The sequence below is a fragment of the Caballeronia ptereochthonis genome (genome assembly GCF_001545075.1).
GTDB lineage: Bacteria > Pseudomonadota > Gammaproteobacteria > Burkholderiales > Burkholderiaceae > Caballeronia > Caballeronia ptereochthonis.
The window spans coordinates 1-25,254 of the sequence record NZ_FCOB02000048.1; the positions used below are offsets into that span (position 1 = coordinate 1).

Sequence of the window (25,254 nt, forward strand, 5' to 3'; positions counted from 1 at the left end):
CCCTTGCAAACCCTGCGGCAGCGCGTAGCGCTGTGCCGGAACGCTTTGGGGCTGAACCAGCGCCTTTAAACTTCTAGCTCGGCAGATCGTGCGCGAACCACGGCGCGTTAGACCTTCGAGGGCGACACTTAGAGGCTGGGCCGCTGCGAATCATGACGACGAGTCTGCCTGGGCCCAAAGCTGCTTTCTTTGGTTACTTTCTTTGCAGCAGCAAAGAAAGTGACTGCCGCCCCGCACAGGGGCAACGCTAATAGACCACTAAGAACTCAGGATTCCACGAAAGCGGAAGCGAATAAAAAAACTCACTTCACGCCAGCAGAACCAGAACCCTGCCCAATCCCACAAGCCTTATAAGCAGCTCTTTGCAATTCCCGAAACTTCTTGGTCTGAGCCTTTGCCCGATCAACCCGAAACTCCGCCCCGCCTTCGCCACCAAGCGTGGCGTACTTTGAAAACGTCGACTGCTCGACGAAATCATCATAAGTGAGCACTTGCGAAATCTTGTCGATCGCGCACGAGCATTTGTATACGTTGACGAAATCGTGCCCGTTGTCGTCCATGCATCCGAGCACGTATTCCACGCGTCCTTCGGTCGGGTAATCGTGACTCTTTGCGGGCGCAGCGCCCCCGGCCCCCGTCGCGGCGAACGAAAGCGGCGAAATCAGCGAGAGGCAGGCGAGCACCGTCAACGCGCAGCAACGTGGGGTCATGCGATGAGCCTCGTAGTTTTCATTGATCTCGAACAGCCGGCACGCAACGATACAGAACGCGCCGGCCTGGCGCCGAATCAGCTCGGCGAGAACGGATGCGACATCGTCCCCTTCTTCGATACTACCTCCTTCGACGACGGCTCGCCCGCCACCGCCCGCGCGAGAGCTTCCTTCGTCGCCTGATAGTTGAAGTCGTGGATCTTCTTGTCGTCATCCGCTTCCCAGTGGATGAACACGCCGACGCAAATGAACAGGTCGTCGGCTTCGTCGGCGGGAATGACGCCGCTTTCCACGCTGTCGGCAACCGCCATCGCCACCGCGCGCTGCGCCGGGCCGAACATCTGCACGGCCTGCTTCGCACCCTTGATCGTCACCTTGTTGAAGAGAATCGTGTTCGGCTTGGTCATCAGATTCGGCGCGACCACGGCGAGCAGCGACGTAAAGCCATCCTTGTTGTTCGTGAGCGCGTTGCAGAACGCGGTCTCGGCAGCGGAACCTCGCGGTCCGATGATCAAGTCGATGTGTGCGACCTCGTTCCCATCGCCGACGAGCGACTCTCCTACCAGGACGCGGTTGATCTTGGCCATGCTGTTCCTCCAATGGATTTGGTTCTAGGGACTAGCGACTTGCTCTCGACTCGCGACGGCAAGACTCAGGGCCGCGCAAGGCTCGCGGTTCAATCGGATTCCGATGCGACCGCTCAACCGCGAACTTCCTAACATGTTCCGTGCCAATTTTTTATCCGCGCGCGGCGCGCTTCATGCATTCGAAGGCAATGCCGCGTTCGTCAGGAGCGCGACGAACAGCGTCGCCACCGCAAGGTCCGCGCTCGTGCCCGGATTGATGCCGCGCGCCTTCAATCCGGCATCCCATGCATCGAGGCCGGGCGACTCCAGAGGACGCCCCGCGGCGCGCCAGTTCGCGTGATGCATCGCCGCCGCGCGCGTGACACTTTGCGCCACCGCCGCGCCCTGCTTGCGCACTATGTGCGAATCGGGCCAGTTCGATAGATGGGTCAGGAACGCATCGAGCATCGCGCGATGTTCCGTCGCCGGCGTGACCGCGCCCGCCGCGTCGAGGCCCGCGCCGAACACATCCGCGAAGCCGTTCGCGTACTGGCGCGCAATGCTGTCGCGATCGGCGGCGAGAGCCATCGCCGCGCGCAAGGTGACGGTCGGCGGCGCGCGGACCGATTGCTCGGGTGCATCGCCGAGTCCGCCCGGGTTGGCGAGCGCGATCGCGCGATAGGCGAGGCGCGCGTCGTCGATGTCGAGTTCCGCGAGCACGCGCTCCGTCGCCGCCTGCCAGCGCGATGCGTCGATCGATTCGTCCGGCGCGAAGCGTTCGAGCGCCGCGCACAACGGCGCGGCGAGCAGCACGATGCCGAGATTCGTGTTGCAGCCGACCGCATCGAAAGTGCGGCGCACCGCGTCGAGAATGCGCACGCCCACACGCGCGCGCGCCGTGAAGAGTCCCGCCGCCGCCGTGCCCGCGCTCGCGATGAATTGCGCCGACGTCATGCCGTGCCCCGCGCTCGCGACGCTCACGTTGCCCGGCTTCCTTGTCTCGACGTCGAGCCTGCACGCGCGCAGAAACGCCGTGCGCGCGAGTTCGGCAAGCGGCGCTCTAGCGGTGTCCATCGCCGCTGGCGAGCGCAAGCAGGCCCTTCGACGCAGGCAGCTTGCGATCGAGCAGATCGTCGACGAGGAGCGCCGCGATATCCGGCGAAGTCACCGATTGCAGGCCGCGCCACGCGGCGACGCCATTCACTTCGAGCACGACCGGCCGCTCTCCCTCCGACGGAATCAGATCCACGCCCGCGTAGTCGAGCCCGAGCGCCTGCGTCGCGCGCACGGCGATTTCGGCGAGCGCAGGCGTCAGTTCCGCCGGCTCGCAGCGCGCGCCGCGCGCGAAGTTGTGGATCCAGCCCTCGCCGCCGACGCGCTTCATCGCCGCGACCGCCTGTCCGCCGATCACGAGCACGCGCCAGTCGAAGCCAGGCTTGCCCGCATCGACATAACGCTGAAGATAGGCAACCTGACTGAAGGGCTTGAGCGACGGCAAGGTCACGCCAGGTTTCCTTAAACCCTTTCCCTGCGAGCCGAACAGCGGCTTCATCACGACCTGCCGCCGCGCCGCCGTCTCGCGCATCAGGACGCGCTGAGCGAACGCGGCCGATTCACCCGCCCACGTCGCGGGCGTCGGCACGCCGTAGCGGTTGAGCAGAAAGCTCGTCATCGACTTGTCGACGCTGCGTTCGATCGCGCGCGCATCGTTGTAGACGGGCACGCCGCATTCGCGCAGCGCATGCAGAATCCCGAGCCGCAAGGTGACTTGCTCGAAGGTGCCGCCCGCGATGCCGCGCACGAACACGGCGTCGGGCAGCGCGTGGCCGAAGCCGGGAATCGCGAGACCGTAGGGCGGCCAGGTCGTGTCGATGCGGCAATGCGAGAGATCGACGCAACGCGCCTTCACGCCGCGTGCGCGGAAGGCTTTTTTCAGGCGTCCGGTGTGCCAGCCGGTTTCGTCCGTCATGATCGCGACGCGCAAGCTCATGACCCGTCTCCCGCCGCCAGCCATTGCGCGTCGAGCAGCGCCTTGTCGACCTTGCCGCCGTGATGCGTTGCGCCGCTTTCCAGACTCGACACCCATACCTCGGCGGGCGCGAAGAGCGCCGGGTCGATCTGGTAGAAGTCGTAGTTGAACGACGTGAAGATGTCGGCGAACGGACGCCCGTAGTCGCGCGCATTCGACGACGGCAATTCGGCGGCGAGGCGCTTCGCGGCCGCGTCGCTCTTCACGGTCAGATGCACGCGGCCGCCGTAGAGGATCGCGTCGTTGGTGCGGCCCATCGCCTGGATGCCGTCCGGCGCGGGCGGCGGAAGCGGCGCGCTGCCGCTGCCTTCCACGATCTCGTCCAGATCGACGCCGAGCACGTGCGTCTTGTGCAGCGCAACTTCCACGACGCGCGCGACGACCTGCACCGTGCCCGCGACAGAGTGTGTCGGCGTCACGGCGATCACTAGATTCTCCGGCTTCAGGTTGCAATCGTTCAGCACCTTGTCGATGACGACCTGCGGCGGCAGGCGGTCCACTTCCATCACGAGGGCGCCGCGATCATGACGGTCGCGATAGCCGAGCTCGTCGAAGAGCGGCTCCTTGCATGCGAGCGCGCGCGCCGGGCCCGAGCCGAGCGAGAAGAACTTCTTGCCGCCCGTCTGCTCCTTGGTCGCGGAAAGGCTCCAGCCCGCGTACTGGCTCGCGAGGCAGGCGATCACGGGATTGCTCGTATGCACCTCGATGTAGCTCGGCCAGAGCGGCGCGGCGTCGAAGGCGCTACGCCGCGCGACGTGCCCGAGCCCGCCCATGCAGATGCGCGCGATCAGGATTCCCGCCGCGGCGCTGCCCTTGGCGTTCACGCCCGCATCGACGATGACGGTGCCGCCGTCCGTGCGCGCGACGTCGACGTGAAGGCGCGCGGCATCGTCGATGAGACGCGCGACGAGCCGCTCGCAAGATGCGTTGACGCTCACCGCGGCGGGCGTCGTTGAAGATGAACTCATGGCATGGACAGGGTTGCGATGCGTTGCAGAAGGCGCGCGTGCTCGCGGTCCAGCTCGTCGCGCAAGTCGGAGAATGCGGGGGCGACGGCCGTCATCGTGCAGACCGGAAAGCCCGCTTCGATGCTCGCGCCCGTGAGCGGCACGTCGTGGCAGGCGGGGTCGTCGAAGCATGCGTCGCTGAAGGCGCGCGAAACGGCGAAGCGCCCGGGCGCGAACACGACGCGCTGCCCGGCGAAAAGAGGCGGTGCGTTCGCGAACGTCCGCAGCGTGCGCGGCAGTTCGCCATGCAGGCACGCGTCGAGATGCGCGCCGATCAGGCCGCGTGGCCAGGTATTCGGCCATGCGAGCTCGTAGAGCGCCATCGTCGAGGAGGGGCGCGTGTTGATCTCGAGCACGCTGAACGTGTCGCCATCGAGCAGAAAGTCGATGCTGTTCAGGCCCGTCAGATCCGTCTGCCAGATGATCGTGTCGATGGCGTCGACGATGCGCGAGGCCGTCTCCGGCGGCAATTGCACCGGTCCGAGCGACCCCGCATGCACGAAAGGAAGCCGGCCGGCTGCGACCGTCAATTGCTCGGCGAAGCCGATCACCGCCGCCTCGCGACGCGCGGCGACGAAGAGCGCGGACATCGAGCGCCCTTGCGCAAGCCGCTGAAAATAGGCGTCCGGCGGCGCGCACTCGACATCCTCGGCCCATTCGATATGCGTGCCGCCGCAGCCATCCGAACGCTTGACGAGCCAGTCTTGTCGGGCGGCAGGCGGCGCGAAACGCACTTCCGGATGCGCGATGCCCGCCTCGTCGAGCAGCGCGAAAAAGCGCTTCGGATCGCGCACGGCCGCCGCTTGCGCGCCGTTGCCGATGAAGCGCGGCACGCGCGGCGCGCGGCTCAGTTCGCCGGCGAGCGGCTCGAGCCCGCTCGTCACGATGAGGCCCAGCATGCGCGGCAGGCGCGCGGCGTGTTCGAGCGCGTCGTAGAGGCGCGCGCGATCGATCGAAAGCCCATTGCCGCCGATATCGAACCACATGCCCGCATGCTCTCGCGTATCGCGGTCGCCGAAGATATCGAGCGCGACGACGTCCAGCCCCGCGCGCGCGGCCGATTGCGCGAGCAGCCGCGCGGACAACCCCGCGACGGCGACGCGCGGCGCGCGGGACGCATCGCTCGAATTCATGAACTCTGTCCAGCGACGATTGCGCGGGCTTCGTCGAATGCTTCGGGAAAGCCGAGATAGACGGGCTTGCCGCCCGTGCGCATGCGCAGGAAGAGCCGATGCTCGGTCTGATACTTCACATTGCCGATCGCGAGGGCGCCGATGCCCACCGCGTCCGGACGCGCCGCGCCCGCGAGCGGCTTGCCGTCGTCCATCACGTTGACGCCCGCGATGCCTTCGGGCGGCACGGCGTTCACGTCGGCGGCGATCAGCAGGTTCTTCGCGTGAGCGAGATCGGCGGACGTCATCACCTGTACGCCCGCGACGGCTGTCGCGAACACCACTTCGGCGCGCGCCAGTTCGCGGTGCAACTGATCAGGCGTGCCGGTCGCGACGCCCGATGTCGCGATATCGAAGCGCCGGTTGATCTCGTCGCTCACCTGCGTCGCGCGCGACTGGCTCGAGTGACTCGCGACGGCGACGACCGCGCCGAGCGATGCGGCCATCGCCGCGGCGACGCGGCCGACCGCGCCCGTGCCGCCGAGTATGAGCACCCGCTTGCCGCCGAGATCGACGGCATGCGCGGCTTTCAGATGCTTTTCCGCGAGTGCGACGAGCGCGGCCGCTGTCGTGTACGCGCCGCTCGGATCGGTGAAGACGGAGACTTCGAAGGGCGGGACCATCGCGTTGCGGGCGCGTTCCAGCATGTCGGCGGCGAGCATCACGTCGCGCCCGCCGATGAAGATGCCGGTGCGCGACACGCCCTTCGGCCCGCGCGAGAAGATCGCGTCCTGCGTGAGCTGCACGACACTGTCTTCGTCGACGTTGCAGTAGGGCACGAGGATTTGATAGCCCGCATCGGCGGCCATGTTAACGTCGAACGGGCTCATCTGCGGCGTGCTGGTGAACATGTGCAGGACGTAGGGTCTTTCGGTGGCTTCGGGCATGGCGATGGACTCGTTTGTCGTGTTGATGTCGATTGGATCTGTCGATGCGATGATGCTCGCGCTCAAGCCGCGTCCGCGCCGCGGTGACGCCGATCGGCTGCGCGCCACGTCGCGCCGCGATTGCGTCCCGCAGCGACCGTGAACGCGAGCGGTGCGCCTTGCGAGGCGCGCTGCGCGGCGGCGAGGGCGCGCTCGGCATCTTGCGCGCTCGCGACGAATGCGAAGCCGACGGGCCCCCACGATGTCTGTCCGATGCCTGCCTTCTGCTCGGCCGCGACGGCTTCGAGCGCGCGCGCGACGCCCGGGCTCGCGAACACGCCGCCTTGCGCGGGCGCGAAATATTCGCCGATGGTTTGCTGCAGGTCGCAGATGGCGTCGGCGAAGGTATCGAAGTCGCTTTCCGCGACGGCGGGCAGGATGCGCATCAGCACGAGGTGGCTCAGATGCGCGGCGAGTGTTGCGGGAAAGGGCGCGAGCGATGCGAGGCTGCGCTTTTCTTCGTCGCCGTGCAGTCCTTCGCGCGAGGTGTCGTCGATGAGGAGGATGCGCCATGCGTCGGGAAACGGCTGGCGCGCGATGAGCGGCGGCAGGGTTGTCCTGGACGTGTTGCGTGCGTCGCGGCCGCCGTCGACGATCAGGCCGCCGTGATCGAATCCGTGTATGCCGATGCCGGAGCGCGCGCCGCGCGAGAGGATGCGGGCGATCTCGGCGGTGGTTGCTTCCTGGCCTCGGACGCGGGCGAATGCGGTGCCGAGCGCGAGGGCGAGCTGGGTGCCGGAGCCCAGGCCTGTGTGGGCGCGTGGTGTTTCCTGCACTTCGATGTCGATGACGGGGCCTTTGCCTAGCGCGGCTTGAAGCTGCTTCAGGTGTTGCTCGATGCGTTCGCGTTGGGCGTCGGTCGTCGTGCCTTCGATGATCGGATGGCGTCTTGCTGCCGGCGCTTGCCGGGCGGTGATGCGCGTGCCGTGCGCGTCGATGGCGAGTCCCACGCTGCCGAAGGCGCGGCCCAACGAGCCGTTCGGATCGATGAAGCCGAGATGCAGGCGCGCAGGCGATTCGACTGTGATCGCCGGGGGCGGCGATATGCGTGCGGGGGAGGGCGGCATCGGGGGTTGCTTCCTTTAGGCGGATTTTTTTTGGGGGGCTTTTGGGTTAGGCAAATCCTGTACCAGGAGGTTGTTTGGGTTTGTTATGGTCGTGTGGGTGCGTTCGCTTCGGTGTTTGTGGAATCCTGAATTCTTGGTGGTCTATTAGTGTTGCCCCTGTGCGGGGCGGCAGTCACTTTCTTTGCTGCTGCAAAGAAAGTAACCAAAGAAAGCAGCTTTAGCCCAGAGTGCTGGAGGCGGACGCGTCGTCATGGTTCGGAGTGGCCCAGCCCCTAAGTGTCGCCCTCAAAGGACTAATCGGGCGTGGACCGCGCACGGTCTGACTAGCCAGTCATCCAAGGTGGCTGGTTCAGCACCAAAGCGCTCCGGCACAGCGCTGCGCGCTGCCGCAGGGTCTGCAAGGGAAACCAGCGGGAGGCATATGCGGAGAGATGGAGGCGTAAGCCAAGAAGCACGCGCAGACCCGATTGACCGGACGGCCGCGTAGCGGGCCGGAGCTAGCTGGTGCTGCACCAGCCAGCTAAACGGTGCGATGACACAGTGGGTCCGCGAGCCAAGCCCGGTTAGGCCTATGAGGGCACTCTTTAGGGGCTGGGCCACGCCGAACCATGACGACGCGTCCGCCTCAAGCACTCTGGGCTAAAGCTGCTTTCTTTGGTTACTTTCTTTGCAGCAGCAAAGAAAGTGACTGCCGCCCCGCACAGGGGCAACACTAATAGACCACTAAGAATTCAGGATTCCACGAAGGCCGAAGCAAATGCCGCCCCGCACAGGGGCAACGCTAATAGACCACTAAGAATTCAGGATTCCACGAAGGCCGAAGCAAATGCCGCCCCGCACAGGGGCAACACCGATAGACCACTAAGAATCCAGGATTCCACGAAGGCCGAAGCAAAAGCCGCCCCGCACAGGGGCAACACCAATAGACCACTAAGAATTCAGGATTCCACGAAGGCCGAAGCAAACAACAGCAGCAACAACCCTCAGGCATCGTCATATTTAATATAGCGAAACCGCTGATCGCCGGACGGCGTCCCCTCAAGCGGCCCACCTTCCTTCCCAGGTTGCCACTGAACGACCTCTTCGATCTTGGAAGCCAGAGCAAAGTCTTTATCCGTGATGCCTTTAGCGGAATGCGTCTTGAGCTTAACGACCACAAAAGCATAAGAAACCGTCAAATCAGGATGATGCCAGGCCGCCTCGGCAAGATGCCCAACCGTATTGACAACCATGAGCGTGCCCTTCCAGCCTTCGGTTTTGAACTTGCGCCTGAGCCACCCATCCTCCAGATACCAGTGCTTGAGCAAACCCGCGAGACGTTGCTGCACTTCCTCGTCGGAATAGATCTTTTCGGCTTGAGCCATGACGAAGCCTCCAGAAAAAAGAATCGACAAACGAACCAAGTATGCGCCGCTTGCTTCCACCTCACCATTAAAACCCCAAAACCCAATCCTGAAAAAAACCTTGCTGCATCGCGTCATGTCACGCGGTCCGCTTCAGTGTTCCATCACGCTCGATTTTTCGCGTATTTGACACAGTATGTGTCGCCACCCGACGCGTATCCGTTGGAGCACGACAGCAATCCCCACCAATTTCCCGATTTAACGCAAGCACGCAAGACCGGCATGGAATATGCAATTGGCCTCTCTACGCAAGAGTCCGGCTATGCACCGGACGAAGCGCAGCTCGTTACCTGCATTTGAAGGCGCGCACGATGCAACCTGGTAGCGTGGTCATCCCTGGGTCGGAGGCATCACCATTCTGGAGGAGACATGAACTTACGCACCCTGGTTCTTGGACTGGCGGTGGTCGCGGCGGCTGGCCTCAATTCATATGTGGCGCAGGCAGATTCGCAGCTCGACAGCCTGATCAAGAATCCCTCGAACTGGGCGGCGCAAGCGGGCGATTACTCGAATCACCGCTATAGCACGCTCAAGCAAATCAACGAAAACAACGTCGGCAAGTTACAGGTTGCCTGGACCATGTCCACAGGCGTGCTGCGCGGTCATGAAGGCTCGCCGCTCGTCATCGGCGACACGATGTATATCCACTCGCCGTTCCCCAACAAGGTCATCGCCATCAACCTGAAAGACCAGACCTTCATCTGGCAATACCAGCCGAAGCAGGATCAGCAAGTCATCTCGGTGATGTGCTGCGATACGGTCAACCGTGGTCTCGCATATGGCGACGGCAAGATCTTCCTCCAGCAAGCCGATACCAAGCTCGTCGCGCTCGACGCAAAAACCGGCGACGTCGTCTGGACCGCGCAGAACGGCGATCCGAAGAAGGGCGAAACCAACACCAACGCGCCGCACGTTTTCGGCGACAAGGTGCTGACCGGCATCTCCGGCGGTGAGTTCGGCGTGCGCGGACGTCTCGTCGCATACAACATCAAGGACGGCAAGGAAGTCTGGAAGGCCTATAGCGTCGGCCCCGACGACGAAATGCTGATCGACCCGCAGGCAACGATGACCTGGTCCGACGGCAAGATGGTGCCGGTCGGCGCGGACTCGTCGCTCAAGAGCTGGCAGGGCGATCAATGGAAGTACGGCGGCGGCACGACGTGGGGATGGTACGCATGGGATCCGAAGCTGAACCTTGTGTACTACGGCTCGGGCAACCCGGGCACGTGGAATCCGACGCAGCGTCCCGGCGACAACAAGTGGTCGATGACGATCTTCGCCCGCGATCTGAATACGGGCAAGGCGAAATGGGTCTATCAGATGACGCCTCACGACGAGTGGGACTATGACGGCGTCAACGAGATGATCCTCTCCGACCTGAACATCGGCGGCAAGAAGGTGCCCGCGATCGTTCACTTCGACCGCAACGGCTTCGGCTATACGCTCAACCGTCAGACGGGCGAGCTGCTCGTCGCACAGAAGTACGACCCGGCGGTGAACTGGGCCGACAGCGTGGATCTGAAGAGCGGCCTGCCGATTCGCAACGCGAGCTACTCGACGCAGAAGGCCGGGCCCGATCACAACGTGAAGAACATCTGCCCCGCGGCGCTCGGCTCGAAGGACCAGCAGCCGGCCGCATTCGACCCGAACTCGAGCCTGTTCCTCGTGCCGACGAATCATGTCTGCATGGACTACGAGCCATTCCAGGTCGACTACGTGTCGGGTCAGCCGTTCGTCGGTGCGACGCTCTCGATGTATCCGGGCCCGAACGAGAACGGCGCGATGGGTAACTTCATCGCGTGGGATGCCTCGAAGGGCAAGATCGTATGGTCCAAGCCGGAGAAGTTCTCGGTATGGTCCGGCGCGCTCGCCACAGCCGGCGGCATCGTGTTCTACGGCACGCTCGAAGGCTATATCAAGGCAGTGCGCATCAAGGACGGCAAGGAGCTGTGGAAGTTCAAGACGCCGTCCGGGATCATCGGCAACGTGTTCACTTACCAGTATCAGGGCAAGCAGTACGTCGGCGTGTATTCGGGCATCGGCGGCTGGGCCGGCATCGGCATGGCGGCGGGCCTCGAGAAGTCGACGGAAGGCCTGGGCGCGGTCGGCGGTTACCGCGAACTGGCGAAGTACACGGCGCTTGGCGGCACGCTGTTCGTGTTCGCAATCCCGGGCTGATGCGTTCAGGTTGATCGCAGCAATGCGCGGCGGCTGCAACGGCCGCCGCGCGGAAACACCTTCACACACAAGACATGTTCAAGGAGTCAGACGTATGAAAGGCCGATCACTCTTGCTGCTGTCGATGACGCTCGCTGCGTCGTCCGCTTCGTTTGCCCAGACGGCGCCGAGCCCGGGACAGATGAAGCCGGTCGCGTACAAGGTCGTCGATGGCAACAAGGTCGACAACGATACGCTGCAAGGGTGGCGTACCTGGCGCGCACTTGCGTGCGAACGTTGTCACGGGGCGAAGCAGGAAGGTCTGGTCGGCCCGTCGCTGGTCGATGCTTTCAAGACGCTGGACAAGAACGAATTCCATCGCACCGTGTTCGGCGGGCGCGTGGACAAGGGCATGCCCGACTTCAGCGCCAGCCAGATGATGCAGAAGAACTGGGAAAACCTCTATACGTATCTGAAGGGGCGCTCCGACGGCAAGATCAACCCGGGCGACTTGCAGGCGATCGATGCAAAATAAGGACGTTGCCCGCCCGATGGGGCGGCTGACGTCTGATGATTGCTCTCATACCCGGAGGTGTCGATGTCTGATCGTAATGCAAGCCGCGCCGCTTCGTTCCGATTCGTAGCCGCACTATGCGCGGCATTCGCGACGTTCTCGGCGCAACAGGCATTCGCGCAGGGTGCGGGCGGTCCGCCGCCCAACCTGCCGAACAACGACGGCGCGGACGGCGTGCTGCGCGTGTGCGCCGACCCCAACAACATGCCGCTCTCGAACCAGAAGGGTGAGGGTTACGAGAACAAGATCGCGAGCCAGATGGCGAGCGATTTCGGCTACAAGCTCGAGTACACGTACTGGCCGCAACGCATGGGCTTCGTGCGCAACACGCTGCGCGAGAAGGTGCCGCAGACCGAGCGCTTCAAGTGCGATCTGATCATCGGCGTGCCGAAGGGCTACGAGCTCACCGCGACGACGCGTCCGTATCTGCACTCCACCTATGCGATGGTGTTTCCGAACAAGCCCGAGTACGCGAGCATCAAGACGCCGACGGATCTGATGAACCTGCCGGCCGACCAGTTGAAGAAGATGAAGCTCGGCATCTTCGTGAAGAGCCCGGCGGTGGACTGGCTTCTCAGTCACAATCTGATCAACCAGGCGGTGTCATATCAGGGGCAGAGCGGCGATCCCGAAGCCTTTCCGGGCGAGATGATCGAGCATGATCTGGCGCAAGGCAACGTCGATGCAGCGTTCGTATGGGGGCCGATCGCGGGCTATTTCGTGAATCGCTCCAACAACAAGGTACGGCTCGTGCCATTCCCGGCGGGGCAGCCGATTCGCTTCGACTATGAGATTTCGATGGGTGTGCGCTACGGCGAGAAGGCGTGGCGCGACAAGGTCGATAACTGGATCGCGTCGAATCAGCCGAAGATCGATCAGATCCTGTCGAGCTATCAGGTTCCCTTGCTGCCGTTGCAGCCGGTGGCCGCGCAATGAAGCGAATGAACCGAGGGTTTCTTTGCGCGTGGTCCGTCGCGTGCGCTGCGCTGATGGCATCGATGGGCGCACTTGCCGCTGACGCCCCGGCGGCTTCCGCGCCGGGCGTCCAGATCGCGCCGGCCGAGCGTCTGTTGTTCATGCAGCCGCATTTGAACGGCGTCGAGCCGCAGACCGAACTCGACTACGCGGTGGATTATTCCGGGCCTCCGTCGAAGGTCAACGATACGGTGCGCGTGCTCGTCGTCAGTCCTGGCAACAGCAAGAACGATGCGCGCGTGACGGATCGCACGGGCGACGTCAACGTGCCGGGCGGGCTGCCCTGTAACCCGGTGATCATCTATTTTCTGGAGCATGACATTGCGGAGATGGAGCAGCTGACGGGCGGCCAGCGGCGCTATTTTCAGCAGCGCGTGAGGATGGCGCTTGCGGCCGGGCCTGCCATTACGCCGGTTTCGAGCGAGTCGCTCGGGCTCAGCAAGCATGTGAAGGCTCAGCAGATCGTCATCCAGCCTTATTTGAATGATCCCAATGCGGAACGATTCACCAAGTACCTTGGCAAGCGGTATACGTTTGTCATTTCGGATGACGTGCCGGGACGGTTGCTCATGATTCGTACCGAGGTTCCGGGGGATGGGAATGATTTTGCTCATCCGTTGGTGAAGGAGACCCTTGCTTATCAAGGGGCGCTCAGGAATATGAGCACACCGGGGGGGGCGCCGGTTAAGCCTTCTAATGCGCCTCGGGCTAGTCGGTGAGGGTTTTTTTGCTTTGTTGGTTCGTTCTCTTGCTTGCTTGTTCTTTCGTGGAATCCTGAATTCTTAGTGGTCTATTAGCGTTGCCCCTGTGCGGGGCGGCAGTCACTTTCTTTGCTGCTGCAAAGAAAGTAACCAAAGAAAGCAGCTTTGGGCCCAGGCAGACTCGTCGTCATCGTTCAGAGTGGCCCAGCCTCTAAAGAGTGCCCTCAAAGGACTCACGCGGCTTGGCTCGCGCACGGTCTGCCAAGCTAGAAGTTTAAAGGCGCTGGTTCAGCCCCAAAGCGTTCCGGCACAGCGCTACGCGTTGCCGCAGGGTAGGCAAGGGAAACCAACGTTTAGCGGATGCGGTGAGATGGAGGCGTATCCAGGAAGCACACGCAAACCCGCTTTCCCCTTCGGCCACGCAGCGGGCCGGAGCTAGCGGGTGCTGTACCAGCCAGTTAAACGGTGCGATGACACAGTGGGTCCGCGATCCAAGTCCGGTGGGCCCTATGAGGGCGCTCTTTAGGGGCTGGGCCACTCTGAACGATGACGACGAGTCTGCCTGGGCCCAAAGCTGCTTTCTTTGGTTACTTTCTTTGCAGCAGCAAAGAAAGTGACTGCCGCCCCGCACAGGGGCAACACCAATAGACCACTAAGAATTCAGGGTTCCACGAAAGCACAAGCAACCGAACAAACCCCCCGTGAACTTCATCCGCACCCTAACCCTGCGCCAGCTACAAATCTTCGTGATAGCGAGCCGCTGTCCGAGCTTCGCCCGCGCGGCAGAGGAACTGCACCTGACGCAACCTGCGGTGTCGATGCAAATCCGCCAGCTGGAAGAAGCAATCGGCCTTCCACTATTCGAACGAGTAGCGCGCCGTCTCGCGCTGACCGAAGCCGGCGAGCGACTCTCGCATCATGCAAGCCGAATCCTCGGCGAAATCAAGGACGCCGAAGACGCGATGATGTCGCTCACGCAAGCCGACTGCGGCGCGATTGCCGTCAGCATCGTCAGCTCGGCGACCTACTTCGCGCCCAAGCTGCTCGCGCTCTATTCGCAGCTGTATCCGAAAGTGGACGTGCGCTTTTCGGTCGGCAACCGCGAGACGCTCCTGCGGCTCCTGCAGGACAACGCCACCGACCTCGCCATCATGGGACGTCCGCCGCCGGAACTCGGCACCACAGCGGAGCCGCTCGCCTATCATCCGCATGTGATCGTCGCGCCGCTGTCGCATCCATTGCGTAACGCACGCGGCTTCGATCTGCAAGAACTGGCCAACGATACCTTTCTCTTGCGCGAGCCGGGATCCGGCACCCGCGCGGTCGCCGAACACGTGTTCCGGCAAAACCTCTTCGTGCCCGCGCGCAGCGTCACGCTCGGCAGCAACGAAACCATCAAGCAGGCGGTAATGGCGGGCATGGGCGTGAGCCTCATCTCACTGCATACGCTCGGGCTCGAACTGCGCACCGGCGAAATCGCCGTGCTCGATGTGAACGGCACGCCCGTCGAACGAATCTGGCAGCTCGTGCATTCACGCTCGAAGCAGCTCTCGCCGACCTGTCTCGCGTTTCGCCGCTTCCTGCTCGAAAACGCCGAGCCGTTTCTCGAACGCGAATTCGCGCAGTTCGGTCTGCGGCGTCCGAAGCGGCTTGCCGAAGCCGGCAGTACCCGATGAACGCAGCATCGGCGTGGCAGAAAATCGCGTTCGTCATACTGATTGCATCTGCAACCATCTCGCGCGCGCAAACCGCACTGTCAGTGACGCAGATCGCTCCGGGCAATTATGCGCATCGCGGCCACGACGATGTCGCGACGCCCGCGAATGGCGGCGATATCGCGAATATCGGCTTCATCGTCGGGACGCGTTGCGTGGCCGTGGTCGACACCGGCGGCACGCTAGCGGAAGGCCGCGCGTTGCGCGCCGCAATACGGGCAGTGACTCCGTTGCCGGTTTGCTATGTCATCAACACGCACATGCATCCGGATCACATCTTCGGCAATGCGGCGTTCAGGGACGATCATCCGCAGTTCGTCGGCAGCGCGACGCTCGCGCAAGCCGAAGCAGCGCGCGCGGACAACTATCTGCGCGCACTGCATCGCGAGCTGGGTGCGGCGGCAGCAGGCAGCGAGATCGTCGCGCCGACCCGCGTGATCGACGGCACCGGCACGCTCGATCTGGGCGGCCGCACGCTCACGCTGCGCACGTGGAAAACGGCGCATACCAACAACGATTTAACGGTATACGATGAGAAGAGCGGCACGCTATGGACCGGCGATCTGCTCTTCGTACGCTGCATTCCTGTCGTGGATGGCAGCGTCGTCGGCTGGCTCGACGATATCGCGCGCATTCGACAGATGAATCCGCACCATGTCGTACCCGGACACGGCCCGCTCGATCCGCCCTGGCCGCAATCGCTCGACACAGAGGAGCGCTATCTCGCCGATCTGGCGCGCGATGTGCGTGCGGCCATCAGGAAAGGCGAGACGATTCAGCAGGCCGTGGACAGCATCGGTCTCGATGAACGCGAGAAGTGGCTCCTGTACGACATCTATCACCGTCGCAACGTGACGGCCGCATACGCGGAACTGGAGTGGGAGCAGTAGCGCGGCAGCGCAGCATTGGAGGGACATCATGAAGACAGCATGGTCCGGCGTTCGCATCGTGTCGATCGCGAGCTTAATCGCCGCGGCGATTGCGCCTTATGCCGTGCAGGCGGCGCAGCCCGACGACGATCCCGGCAAGAACGCGCGCTGGCTCGACTTCAAGGAAGGCACGTTCAAGGGCCGCACGATCGATCCGCACGGCGATGCGGTCATCAAGCTCGATGCACCCGCGCGCGCCGCCGACGCCGCCGTCGTGCCGATTGCGATCACCGCGCAGTTTCCACAAACGAACGCGCATTACATCAGGAAGGTCTATCTTTTCATCGACGAGAATCCCGAGCCCTATGCGGGCTCGTTCGAGTTCACGCCGGAGTCTGGACTCGCGACCATCGAGACGCGCGTGCGGGTGGAGGACTACACGTTCATGCGCGCGATCGCGGAGACCAACGACGGACATCTGTACAGCGCGATCCGCTTCGTGAAGGCGTCGGGCGGCTGTTCCGCACCCGCAGACAAGGACGACGACGTGGCCGAGCGCGCCGCCGGGCAAGTGCGCCTTCAGGCCGAAGGTCAGGCGATGACCGGCAAGCCCGAGCTCGCTCAGTTGATGGTGCGCCACCCCAATCGAACGGGCATGGCCATGAACCAGATCACGCGCAACTATGCGACCGCGTACTTCATCCGCAAGGTCGAGGTGACATACGCCGGCAAGCCCGTGATGACCGCAAACGTCAACTTCTCGATCAGCGAGAACCCGAATTTCCGCTTCTACTTCGTGCCGCACGGAAGCGGCGAACTGAAGGCGCATATCGAGGACACGAAGAACAAGCGGTTCGACGGCGTGGTGGCGGTCGATGCGCAGCCCGGCGCGCAGACGTCGGCGATGAAATGACGCGGCGCCGCTTGCTAGCGTTCGTCTGCGTGCTGCTATTCGCGGTCAGCACTTTCGTCCATGCGGCGATGAGCGGCATGCCCGCGCCCGTCGCCATCGCGCCGGGCGTGTACGCGTTCATCGGTAATGGCGAAGCGGTAGCGCCCGCGAATCATGGCATCGTCGCGAATAACGGCTTTATCGTCGGGCCGGAAGGCGTGACGGTGATCGACACGGGGCCTTCGTATCGCTATGGCCGCGCGATGATCGAAGCGATCCGCAAGGTGACGCCATTGCCGGTGAAGCTCGTCATCATCACGCATCAGGCGCCCGAGTTCGTGTTCGGTGCGGCGGCCTTCCGCGACGACGACGTGCCGATCCTCGCGCACGCACGCACCGCGCAACTGATCCGCGAACGGTGCTCGATCTGTCTCGCGAACCTGCGCAAGACGCTCGGCGATGACGAAATGGCCGGCTCGCGCGTGACCGTACCCGACAAGACGGTGAATGGCACGACGGAGATGGAAAGCGGCGGACGCAAGCTGCAACTGCTGCATTTCGGGCCCGCAAGCACGCCGGGCGATCTCGCTGTGCTCGACACGCAAAGCGGCGTGCTCTTCGCGGGCGGCCTCGTCTCGAACGGACGCATCCCCGAGTTGCGCAACGAGCAGATTCCCGGCTGGCTCGCCGCGCTGGAAAACCTGCATGCGCTCGACCTCAAGACTGTGGTGCCCGGGTTCGGCGCGCCTTTGCGCGGCAACGACGACATCATGCAGACGGGCGTGTATCTGCGCGATCTCGATGCGTCGGTGAAGCGCGCCTACAAGAACGGCGTCGGCCTGACCGAGGCGATGCATACGGTGCAGGTGCCGGCGTTTCGCAGCTACAAGCTTTACGCGATCGCGCAGCCGCAGAACGTGCAGCGCATCTACCTTCAACTGGAAAAGCAGTAGCGCATGCCGCATGTTCCCTTCACGCCATACGACCACCAGGAGACACGACGATGGCCCAGCTCGTAGCGCTATACAAGAACCCAACCGACACGAAGGCATTCGACGATTACTACGCCTCCACCCATGCGCCGCTCGCGAAGACGCTGCCCGGGCTGCGGCGCTATGAGATCAGCAAGGGGCCGGTGGTCTCCGCATCGGGCGATTCGCCGTATCACCTCGTCGCGCTCCTGCAATTCGATTCGCTCGAAGCGATCAAGACCGCGCTCGGTTCGCCCGAAGGTCAAAAGACCGCCGCGGATCTCGCCAACTTCGCGCAGGCGGGCGTCGAGCTGCTGATGTTCGATACCAAGGAAGCCTGACCGCCATCCTCGCCTTCGAGGACGCGTGCGCGTCCTCGAAGCGCCTCTTCGTTTCCCTCGCGCGCCAAGACCCGTATCCCGGAATGGGGATGCCGTGCGGTTTTGTATCCATCGATATATAATCCGTTCTGTATCAACCGATATAAAAATCGGTTGAATGATTCGATGGAGCGATAGTCATGGCGCGACCGCGCAATTTCGATGAAGACAGCGTGCTCGATGCCGTTGCCGACGCGTTCTGGACGCACGGCTACGACGGCGTTTCCACGCGCGATCTGGTGCAGTACACGGGCCTCACGCAACCGAGCCTCTACAATGCGTTCGGCGACAAGCGCGCGCTCTTTCTGCGCGCGCTCGACCACTATCTCGAGCACACCTTGCGCGAGCGCATCCAGCGGCTCGAGTCGTCGCTGACGCCATCGCGCGCCATTACCGCGTTCTTCCGTGAGATTGTGGAGCGTTCGCTGTCGGACGAGCATCGGCGCGGCTGCATGCTCGTGAATGCGGCGCTCGGGGCATCGCCCGAGGATGAGGCGTTTCGCGAACTCATCGCCGAGGAAATGTCGTTGATCCGCGCGTTCTTCGAGCGCTGCATGAAAGCGGGTCTGAAAAGCGGCGACATCGACCGTGTGATGTCCGCCGACGCTGCCGCAACCAGTCTGCTTGCCGTGCTGCTGGGCGTGCGCGTGCTGGCGCGCGTCGATCCGAAACCCGCGCTGCTGAACGGCGCCGTTGCGCCGACTCTGGCCATGCTGAAGCTGCCGCCATTGGGTCTGTCTTCAGGCAAGCGCTGAGCCTCACCCCTTTTATGTAACGTTGTCCGGTCGCGTGCAGCGGCACCCGGCCGGCGTGGAGCCGTTGTCATGTCAGACCAAGCCATATCGGCCGTGCGAGCCGACCAGAACCCTTCGCTCGATGCTCGCACGTTGTTCGCCATGCTCGCCGGCTTTTGCGCGAGCCTCGTCGCGATCGGGCTCGCGCGCTTCGCTTACACGCCGCTCATTCCGCCGCTCATCGAAGCACAGTGGTTCACGTCGTCGCAAGCGGTCACACTCGGCGCCGCGAATTTCGCGGGCTATTTCGCGGGCGCGCTCTTCGGCCGCTCGATTGCGAACGCGCTCACGAACCGTCACGCGCTACGCCTGCTGATGGCGATCGCAACGGTGGCGTTCTTCGCCTGCGCCTTCCCGCTGTCGATCTCGTGGTTCTTCGCGTGGCGCTTTCTCTCGGGACTCTCCGGCGGCGCGATCATGGTGCTCGTCGCGACGACGATCCTGCCGCATATTCCGCCCGCGCGGCGCGGCTTTGCGAGCGGGATGATCTTCATCGGCCTGGGCTTTGGAATCGCGGCATCGGGCACGCTGATTCCGAAGCTGTTGCATCACGGTTTGCACGACACGTGGATGGGTCTCGGCGTGTTCTCGCTCGTGCTCACCGCGATTGCCTGGTTCGGCTGGCCTGCATCGAATCCGCCCGCAGTCGCAGCCCAAGGCGAGACGAAGCATGCCGGCCGGCACGGCGGCGCGCCGCTGCGGCTTCTGTAGGCGCAGTACGCGGCAAATGCGCTCGGCCTCGTGCCCGTGATGGTTCTGCTCGTGGACTGCATCGCGCGCGGTTATGGCCGCGGCGCGCAAGTGGGCGCGAGCTATTGGGTGCTGTACGGCGTCGCGGCGATTTTCGGGCCGCTCATCTGCGGCAATGCCGGAGATCGCATCGGCTTCGGCATGGCGTATCGCTTCGCGCTTCTGCTGCAGGCGTGTGCCGTAGCATTGCTGGCCCTGTCGGCGAATCCTTATGCGATCGGCGTGGCGACCATCGCACTCGGTCTCTCGACGACCGGCATCGTGCCGCTTGCACTTGGCCGCGTGCATGAACTCCTCCCTCATGATCACACCGAGCAGCGTGCGGCGTGGAGCCGGGCGACTTCGGCTTTCGCCCTGTGCCAGGTGCTTGCGGGATATGGCTACTCGTTCCTTTTCTCGCACACGCATAACAACTATGCGTTGATCTTCGCATGCGGCGCATTTGCGCTTGCTTTCGCATTCCTTGCGGATCTCGTCGTGAACCGCAAGCGCGCAAGCATAGAGGCCTAATCGATGCGGCCGGAGGACGAATCCCCCGATTCGGCCTTCGGATCCGCGACGCTCAAATCCTCACGCCGGTGGTTGATCGCAATAAACGCGCTCATCAGCACGAGGAAAGCGACAACGAGCATCGCGGCATTGATGAACACGCGCTCATACCCCAGCTCCGCGACGTTGATGAACGGATAGGGATAGAAATCGGAGAGCCTTCCACGCCATAGCGTGACGACGAGATAGGAAAGCGGATAGACGAGCCACAATGCGCACCTTCGCAACGACAAATGAAAGCGCGGCACGAACAAGAACCAGTACAAGGCCGCGAGCGCAGGCACGACCGTATGCAACGACTCGTTGACGAGCGCGCGATACCCCGACGGCGTCCACAGATATCGCAGCAACGCGTTATACGCGATCCCCACGAACACGATATACACGACCACCGCGGTCACCACGGTCGGTTTGCGAAAGAACCGCGCGATCGGCATTTGCGCGCGCGTTGCGACGCACGTGAAGCAAAACGCGGTAAGCAGCACGGTCAGATTCGTCAGATAGCTGCTCATGCGAGCAAGCCCGTCGACGACAGTGAGTCCGCGATCGAGCGAGCGCGCGATGGTGATATCGGTCTGTGCGGCGAATGCGAGCCACCCGATCATCGCGATGGCCGCCGCCACCGCGAGCGACGCAGTGCTGGGTGTGTGTAGCGGCAACTCGGGCTCATGCCGCGGGGCGTGGCGAGGTGGGATGGACATGAAGTCATTTTACGTCGATGTTCCGACGAGTCGTTCGCACCGCATCACAGTCTCGACACGAAAGCGCCCGCAGCGAAGCGGGCGCTTTTACCTCTGATGACTACATCAACGATCCGCGAGCTTGCCCGAAATGGCCCGCACCGCGACCGCGCCGACGATCATGAACGCCGCGACGGCATAGAGCCCGATGCTGTTGTTGTGCGTCGTGACGTTCAGCCAGCCGACCATATAAGGCGACACGAAGCCCGCGAGGTTGCCGACGCAGTTGATTCCCGCGATCCCCGCCGCCGCGGACGTGCCCGCGAGAAACGCCGCGGGAATGCCCCAGAACAGCGACAGCGCGGAGAGAATGCCGGCGGCCGCCACGCTCAACGCCGCCACCGCGAGAACCGGCTGATGACCCACGTAACCGCTCGCCGCAAAGCCGATGGCACCGATCACGAGCGCGACCGAGAAATGCATGCGGCGCGAGCGGAACCTGTCGGCGCTCATGCCGGTCAGGATGATCGCCGGAATCGCGACGAGATAAGGAATCGCCGAGAGCCAGCCGATCAGTTCGACATTGGTGAGGCCGCTGTCCTTGATGATCGACGGCAGCCAGAAGCTGATGCCATACAGGCCGATGATCTGGCAGAAGTACACGCCACACAGCTTCCATATGTTGACATCGGAAAGGAACGCGCGCGCGTTGTGATGCGCGGTCTTATCCGCTTCCTCGCGCTCGACCGCATGCGTGACGAGACGCTTCTCGTCGTCGGTGAGCCACTTCGCCTGACCGGGCTTGTCGACCATGAGCCACAACACCATGAAGCCGACTATGAGCGCCGGAATCGCCTCGATCAGGAAGAGCCATTGCCACGCGGCCATGAAGGTCGAATGCTTGAACGCGGCGAGAATCGATCCCGAGAGCGGACCGCCGACGATACCCGCAAGCGGGATCGCGATGTAATACACGCCGAATGCGAAGCCGCGCTTCCTGGCCGGGAACCAGTACGTGAGATAGAGCATGATCCCGGGCGAGAAGCCGGCTTCGGCAACACCCAAAAGAAAGCGCACGGCATAGAACTGCAACGGCGTCTTCACGACGAGCGTGAGCGCCGAAATGATCGCCCAGGTAATCATGATGCGCGCAATCCAGCGCCTCGCGCCCACGCGATGGAGGATCAGGTTGCTGGGCACCTCGAAGATGAAATAGCCGATGAAGAAGATGCCCGCGCCCAGGCCGTAGATTGCATCGGAAAAGCCGAGGTCCGACAGCATCTGCAACTTGGCGAAGCCGACATTCACGCGATCCAGATAGTTGCAGAGATAGCAGAGCACGATGAATGGCATGATGCGCCACGTGATCTTGCGGTAGACGTCCGTCGTGCCGGACTGTGCGACGCCTAGCGTTTCGCTGATTTGGTTCATGTCTCCTCCGTCGCCCTTTATCGGGCGTTGAGAGTGCGAAGCGCCCGGGCCATCGAATGGGCCGGGGCGCGCGAGAAATGGAAGTCAGTGCATGTTCAACTGGCGAGCTTTTGCGCGGGCAGTTCCAGCTTCATCTCGGCACGAAAGATGTCTTCCATCTCGCGGCGCACGCGCACGGACTCCTTGCTCGCATCGAATGCGACATCGCTCCAGCGCACGGGTTGTCCCGCTGCGACCGGCCTTTGCAGCACGACGTTATGCGCGAGACCGATGGGCAAGGCGCCCTGAATCAGCGAATCGGCGGCGGGCATGAGCTTGCCGTACACGGTGTGGCCGCCTTCGCCGTCGAGTCGCTCGCCCGCGCGCAGATCGCGCTTGGCGGTGGCCGCGACATCGCCATGAAAGCCCGAGGTCGCGCCGGTCGCCTCGCCGCGCACCGCGATGCTCGCGATCGATTGCCCGAGTTCGAGGCCGATCAGGTGATAGGGCTTGTACATCGCGGCGAAGCGTCCCGTGCTGTCGGTCTTGAGACCATACTGGCTGAAGCAGTCGCGCACGTAATCGGTGGGCGCTTCGAAGACGACGTACACACCCCAGCGCAGATCGCGGAACACGGGCCGCCCGTCGCGTTCGAGCGAGGACACCACTTCCACGCTGCCGCGATGCGGCAGGATGCCGCCGTCCGATGCGGGACGCAGCAAGGTCGGCAGATCGTCGACGCCGCATGCGGGAAACGCGAGGCCATCGGCGGGCGGGCGCAGGTCGCATGCGTTGGACACGGCCGCCATTTCGAGCGCGGACTTCGTGCCGTCGAGGAACGAGTTGAACATCTGGGCATTGAAGTCGCCGGAACCGACCTGTTCCTCGGTGAAGCCGTAGTAGCCCCAGACCGTGTCGGGCGTCGACTGATGATAGACGGGCAGATACTTCGTGCCCTTGCCCGCGCAGATCACGTCGAAGCCGATGGTGCGCGCCCAGTCGACGAGTTCGGCGATGAGCGCGGGCTGATCGCCCGAAGCCATCGAATAGACGATGCCGGCTTCCTCCGCGCGTCGCGCGAGCAGGGGGCCGGCGAGCACGTCGGCTTCGACGTTGACCATCACGATGTGCTTGCGATGCTTGCAGCACAGGAGCGCATGATGAATGCCGGCGGCGGGGCTGCCTGTCGCGTCGATGACGATATCGACGTGATCGCTTGCGATCATCGCGTCGGCGTCGTCAGTGATGAAGGTCGAGCCGGTGGCGATCGCCTCGCTCCACGAACGCGCCGAATAGCGCGCTTCTTCCCAGCCCACGCGCTTGAGGGAGGCACGGGCACGGTCAGGCGAGAGATCGGCGACGCCGACGAGATGAATGCCGGGCGTGCGCGGCGCCTGCGAGAGATACATGGAGCCGAATTTCCCTGCGCCGATCAGGCCGACCTTGATCGGCTTGCCTTCCTGTGCACGGGCCTTGAGTTTCGCGATGAGCGACATGCTGTGAGTCTCCTGATTTTCAGCGGTTGTTATGAGGAATGGGGGCGCTGTGTTCTCCGCGTTTGCAGAGTTCAGAAAAAAGATAGCAGCCAGTTTCTTGCAATAGAATGGGCAATTCGGCAAACGCCCTGTGCAAAATTCCCCATGCGCGGCTTCGACTGGGACGACATTCAGGCATTCCTCGCCATCTCTCGCGCGGGCCGGCTGACGGTTGCGGCGCAGCAGATGGGCGTCGATCATTCGACGTTGAGCCGGCGCGTGGCTGCGCTGGAAAAGGCCTTGGGCGTGAGACTTTTCGATCGCAGTTCGCTGGGTTTCGTGCTCACACCGGAAGGCGAGCGCGTGTTGAGCGATGCCGAAGGCATGGAAAGTCTTGCGATGCGCATGCGTCATCGGCTGGAGGATGCGTCGATCGGTCTGACGGGCAGCGTACGCATCGGCACGCCTGAGGGTTTCGGCACGTATTTTCTGGCGCCGCGCATCGCGCAGATCTCGGCGGTGCATCCGCAACTGGAGATCGAACTGATTGCGAACCCGCGCATGTTCAGTCTTTCGAAGCGTGAAGCCGATCTCGCGGTGAGCATGACGCGGCCTTCGCAAGGACGCGTCTATGCGCACAAGCTGACCGATTACGCGCTGGGTGTCTATGCGTCGCGCGATTATCTGGAGCGGCATCGCAGGATCGCATCGCGGCGCGACATGCTCGAGCATCCGTGGGTGGGCTATGTCGAGGATCAGATGTGGTCTGCCGAGCTGGACTATCTGCCGCAGATTTCCACTTCGCTGGCGCCGACGATTCGCATCTCCAACGTGATCAGTCAGGCGGCCGCCGTGTCGGGCGGCGTGGGGCTCGGTGTGTTGCCGTGCTTCATCGCGCGTACTGATCCGAATCTCGTGAGGTTGCTTTCGGAGGAGATCGCATTATCGCGGTCTTATTGGCTCGTTACGCTCGCCGAGACAAGGGATGTTGCGCGGGTTAAGTGGTTGGCGGATTTCATTCGCAATGAGTGTGGGGGGAGGTGGTTTTTGGAAGGTTAATGGGGTGTTTTTTTGTCGCTCGCTTGTGTTGCCGTGGAATCCTGAATTCTTAGTGGTCTATTAGCGTTGCCCCTGTGGGGGGCTGCAGTCACTTTCTTTGCTGCTGCAAAGAAAGCAGCTTTGGCCCGGAGTGCTGGAGGCGGACGCGTCGTCATGGTTCGGATTGGCCCAGCCCCTAAGTGTCGCCCTCAAAGGACTGAGGCGCCGTGGCTCGCGCACGGTCTGCCACCTCGCACTACATGACAGACTGGTTCAGCACCCAAGAGCGCCGGCCCGCTTCGCGGCCGCAGGGGAAAGCGGGTTTGCGCGCGCTTCTTTACTAACGCTTCCATCTCTCCGCTTCTGCCTAACGACGGTTTCCCTTGCAGACCCTGCGGCAGCGCGTAGCGCTGTGCCGGAACTGTTAGGTGCTGAACCAGCACC

At 63.2% G+C, this 25,254-nt stretch carries 24 protein-coding genes and 1 pseudogene; 13 read left to right on the forward strand and 12 right to left on the reverse strand.

Going from position 1 to position 25,254, the window contains the following annotated elements; genetic code table 11:
* Nucleotides 1–302: 302 nt before the first annotated feature.
* From AWB83_RS32750 to AWB83_RS32795, 9 genes are all read right to left on the reverse strand, one after another.
* Nucleotides 303–710, reverse strand: a complete 408-nt coding sequence (locus tag AWB83_RS32750) for a hypothetical protein (RefSeq protein WP_087049779.1) — start codon at nucleotides 708–710, stop codon at nucleotides 303–305.
* Nucleotides 711–787: 77 nt separating this feature from the next.
* Nucleotides 788–1,297 carry a formaldehyde-activating enzyme gene (gene fae, locus AWB83_RS32755; protein ID WP_087049780.1) on the reverse strand — a complete coding sequence of 170 codons (510 nt, stop codon included), beginning with the start codon at nucleotides 1,295–1,297 and terminating at the stop codon, nucleotides 788–790.
* 171 nt (nucleotides 1,298–1,468) lie between these two features.
* Complete coding sequence (locus AWB83_RS32760; protein WP_087049781.1) at nucleotides 1,469–2,350, reverse strand: triphosphoribosyl-dephospho-CoA synthase; 882 nt, start codon at nucleotides 2,348–2,350, stop codon at nucleotides 1,469–1,471.
* Nucleotides 2,337–3,266, reverse strand: a complete 930-nt coding sequence (locus tag AWB83_RS32765) for an ATP-grasp domain-containing protein (RefSeq protein WP_096059409.1) — start codon at nucleotides 3,264–3,266, stop codon at nucleotides 2,337–2,339. Before AWB83_RS32765 ends, AWB83_RS32760 begins: the two co-directional genes overlap by 14 nt.
* The gene (gene mch, locus AWB83_RS32770; RefSeq protein WP_087049783.1) at nucleotides 3,263–4,273 is read right to left on the reverse strand and encodes a methenyltetrahydromethanopterin cyclohydrolase; all 1,011 of its coding nucleotides are present in this window, start codon (nucleotides 4,271–4,273) and stop codon (nucleotides 3,263–3,265) included. Before mch ends, AWB83_RS32765 begins: the two co-directional genes overlap by 4 nt.
* A complete protein-coding gene (locus tag AWB83_RS32775) occupies nucleotides 4,270–5,445 on the reverse strand; it encodes an ATP-grasp domain-containing protein (RefSeq protein WP_087049784.1) in 1,176 nt (391 codons plus the stop codon). Before AWB83_RS32775 ends, mch begins: the two co-directional genes overlap by 4 nt.
* On the reverse strand, nucleotides 5,442–6,371 hold the full coding sequence (locus AWB83_RS32780; RefSeq protein ID WP_087049809.1) for an NAD(P)-dependent methylenetetrahydromethanopterin dehydrogenase: 930 nt from the start codon (nucleotides 6,369–6,371) through the stop codon (nucleotides 5,442–5,444). Before AWB83_RS32780 ends, AWB83_RS32775 begins: the two co-directional genes overlap by 4 nt.
* A 62-nt stretch (nucleotides 6,372–6,433) precedes the next feature.
* Complete coding sequence (locus tag AWB83_RS32785; RefSeq protein WP_087049785.1) at nucleotides 6,434–7,477, reverse strand: beta-ribofuranosylaminobenzene 5'-phosphate synthase family protein; 1,044 nt, start codon at nucleotides 7,475–7,477, stop codon at nucleotides 6,434–6,436.
* Nucleotides 7,478–8,460: 983 nt separating this feature from the next.
* Nucleotides 8,461–8,841, reverse strand: coding sequence for a 4a-hydroxytetrahydrobiopterin dehydratase (locus tag AWB83_RS32795; protein ID WP_087049810.1), 381 nt, complete (start codon nucleotides 8,839–8,841; stop codon nucleotides 8,461–8,463).
* Here AWB83_RS32795 and AWB83_RS36305 point away from each other — a divergent pair.
* From AWB83_RS36305 to AWB83_RS32850, 12 genes and pseudogenes are all read left to right on the forward strand, one after another.
* Nucleotides 8,833–9,180 (forward strand): hypothetical protein, encoded by a 348-nt coding sequence (locus tag AWB83_RS36305; RefSeq protein WP_143750143.1) that lies wholly within the window; start codon nucleotides 8,833–8,835, stop codon nucleotides 9,178–9,180. The two genes, AWB83_RS32795 and AWB83_RS36305, sit on opposite strands and share 9 nt — an antisense overlap.
* A 69-nt stretch (nucleotides 9,181–9,249) precedes the next feature.
* Nucleotides 9,250–11,058 carry a methanol/ethanol family PQQ-dependent dehydrogenase gene (locus AWB83_RS32800; protein WP_087049787.1) on the forward strand — a complete coding sequence of 603 codons (1,809 nt, stop codon included), beginning with the start codon at nucleotides 9,250–9,252 and terminating at the stop codon, nucleotides 11,056–11,058.
* A 94-nt stretch (nucleotides 11,059–11,152) separates the two neighbouring features.
* On the forward strand, nucleotides 11,153–11,572 hold the full coding sequence (locus tag AWB83_RS32805) for a c-type cytochrome (protein ID WP_087049788.1): 420 nt from the start codon (nucleotides 11,153–11,155) through the stop codon (nucleotides 11,570–11,572).
* A 63-nt stretch (nucleotides 11,573–11,635) separates the two neighbouring features.
* Nucleotides 11,636–12,547 (forward strand): substrate-binding domain-containing protein, encoded by a 912-nt coding sequence (locus AWB83_RS32810; RefSeq protein ID WP_087049789.1) that lies wholly within the window; start codon nucleotides 11,636–11,638, stop codon nucleotides 12,545–12,547.
* Nucleotides 12,544–13,305, forward strand: a complete 762-nt coding sequence (locus tag AWB83_RS32815; protein WP_087049790.1) for a hypothetical protein — start codon at nucleotides 12,544–12,546, stop codon at nucleotides 13,303–13,305. Before AWB83_RS32810 ends, AWB83_RS32815 begins: the two co-directional genes overlap by 4 nt.
* A gap of 683 nt (nucleotides 13,306–13,988) precedes the next feature.
* The gene (locus tag AWB83_RS32820; protein ID WP_087049791.1) at nucleotides 13,989–14,963 is read left to right on the forward strand and encodes a LysR family transcriptional regulator; all 975 of its coding nucleotides are present in this window, start codon (nucleotides 13,989–13,991) and stop codon (nucleotides 14,961–14,963) included.
* Nucleotides 14,960–15,892, forward strand: a complete 933-nt coding sequence (locus AWB83_RS32825; protein WP_087049792.1) for a quinoprotein relay system zinc metallohydrolase 2 — start codon at nucleotides 14,960–14,962, stop codon at nucleotides 15,890–15,892. The genes AWB83_RS32820 and AWB83_RS32825 overlap by 4 nt, the downstream gene beginning before the upstream one ends.
* Nucleotides 15,893–15,920: 28 nt before the next feature.
* On the forward strand, nucleotides 15,921–16,784 hold the full coding sequence (locus AWB83_RS32830) for a quinoprotein dehydrogenase-associated SoxYZ-like carrier (protein ID WP_087049793.1): 864 nt from the start codon (nucleotides 15,921–15,923) through the stop codon (nucleotides 16,782–16,784).
* Entirely contained in the window at nucleotides 16,781–17,716 is a 936-nt protein-coding gene (locus AWB83_RS32835) for an MBL fold metallo-hydrolase (RefSeq protein ID WP_087049794.1), read from the forward strand. Before AWB83_RS32830 ends, AWB83_RS32835 begins: the two co-directional genes overlap by 4 nt.
* A 50-nt stretch (nucleotides 17,717–17,766) precedes the next feature.
* The gene (locus AWB83_RS32840; RefSeq protein ID WP_087049795.1) at nucleotides 17,767–18,075 is read left to right on the forward strand and encodes an EthD family reductase; all 309 of its coding nucleotides are present in this window, start codon (nucleotides 17,767–17,769) and stop codon (nucleotides 18,073–18,075) included.
* Nucleotides 18,076–18,254: 179 nt separating this feature from the next.
* Nucleotides 18,255–18,869 carry a TetR/AcrR family transcriptional regulator gene (locus AWB83_RS32845; protein WP_087049796.1) on the forward strand — a complete coding sequence of 205 codons (615 nt, stop codon included), beginning with the start codon at nucleotides 18,255–18,257 and terminating at the stop codon, nucleotides 18,867–18,869.
* A 69-nt stretch (nucleotides 18,870–18,938) separates the two neighbouring features.
* A pseudogene (locus AWB83_RS32850) lies at nucleotides 18,939–20,168 on the forward strand (YbfB/YjiJ family MFS transporter).
* Here AWB83_RS32850 and AWB83_RS32855 read toward each other — a convergent pair.
* The 3 genes from AWB83_RS32855 to AWB83_RS32865 form a co-directional block, all read right to left on the reverse strand.
* Nucleotides 20,165–20,908 carry a Pr6Pr family membrane protein gene (locus AWB83_RS32855; RefSeq protein WP_087049797.1) on the reverse strand — a complete coding sequence of 248 codons (744 nt, stop codon included), beginning with the start codon at nucleotides 20,906–20,908 and terminating at the stop codon, nucleotides 20,165–20,167. The pseudogene AWB83_RS32850 and the gene AWB83_RS32855 sit on opposite strands and share 4 nt — an antisense overlap.
* Before the next feature lie 105 nt (nucleotides 20,909–21,013).
* A complete protein-coding gene (locus AWB83_RS32860) occupies nucleotides 21,014–22,318 on the reverse strand; it encodes an MFS transporter (RefSeq protein ID WP_087049798.1) in 1,305 nt (434 codons plus the stop codon).
* 95 nt (nucleotides 22,319–22,413) lie between these two features.
* Nucleotides 22,414–23,793 carry an NAD(P)H-dependent oxidoreductase gene (locus AWB83_RS32865; RefSeq protein WP_087049799.1) on the reverse strand — a complete coding sequence of 460 codons (1,380 nt, stop codon included), beginning with the start codon at nucleotides 23,791–23,793 and terminating at the stop codon, nucleotides 22,414–22,416.
* A gap of 144 nt (nucleotides 23,794–23,937) precedes the next feature.
* Here AWB83_RS32865 and AWB83_RS32870 point away from each other — a divergent pair, with 144 nt between their 5' ends.
* Nucleotides 23,938–24,831 (forward strand): LysR family transcriptional regulator, encoded by an 894-nt coding sequence (locus AWB83_RS32870; RefSeq protein ID WP_087049800.1) that lies wholly within the window; start codon nucleotides 23,938–23,940, stop codon nucleotides 24,829–24,831.
* The last annotated feature ends 423 nt before the right edge of the window (nucleotides 24,832–25,254 follow it).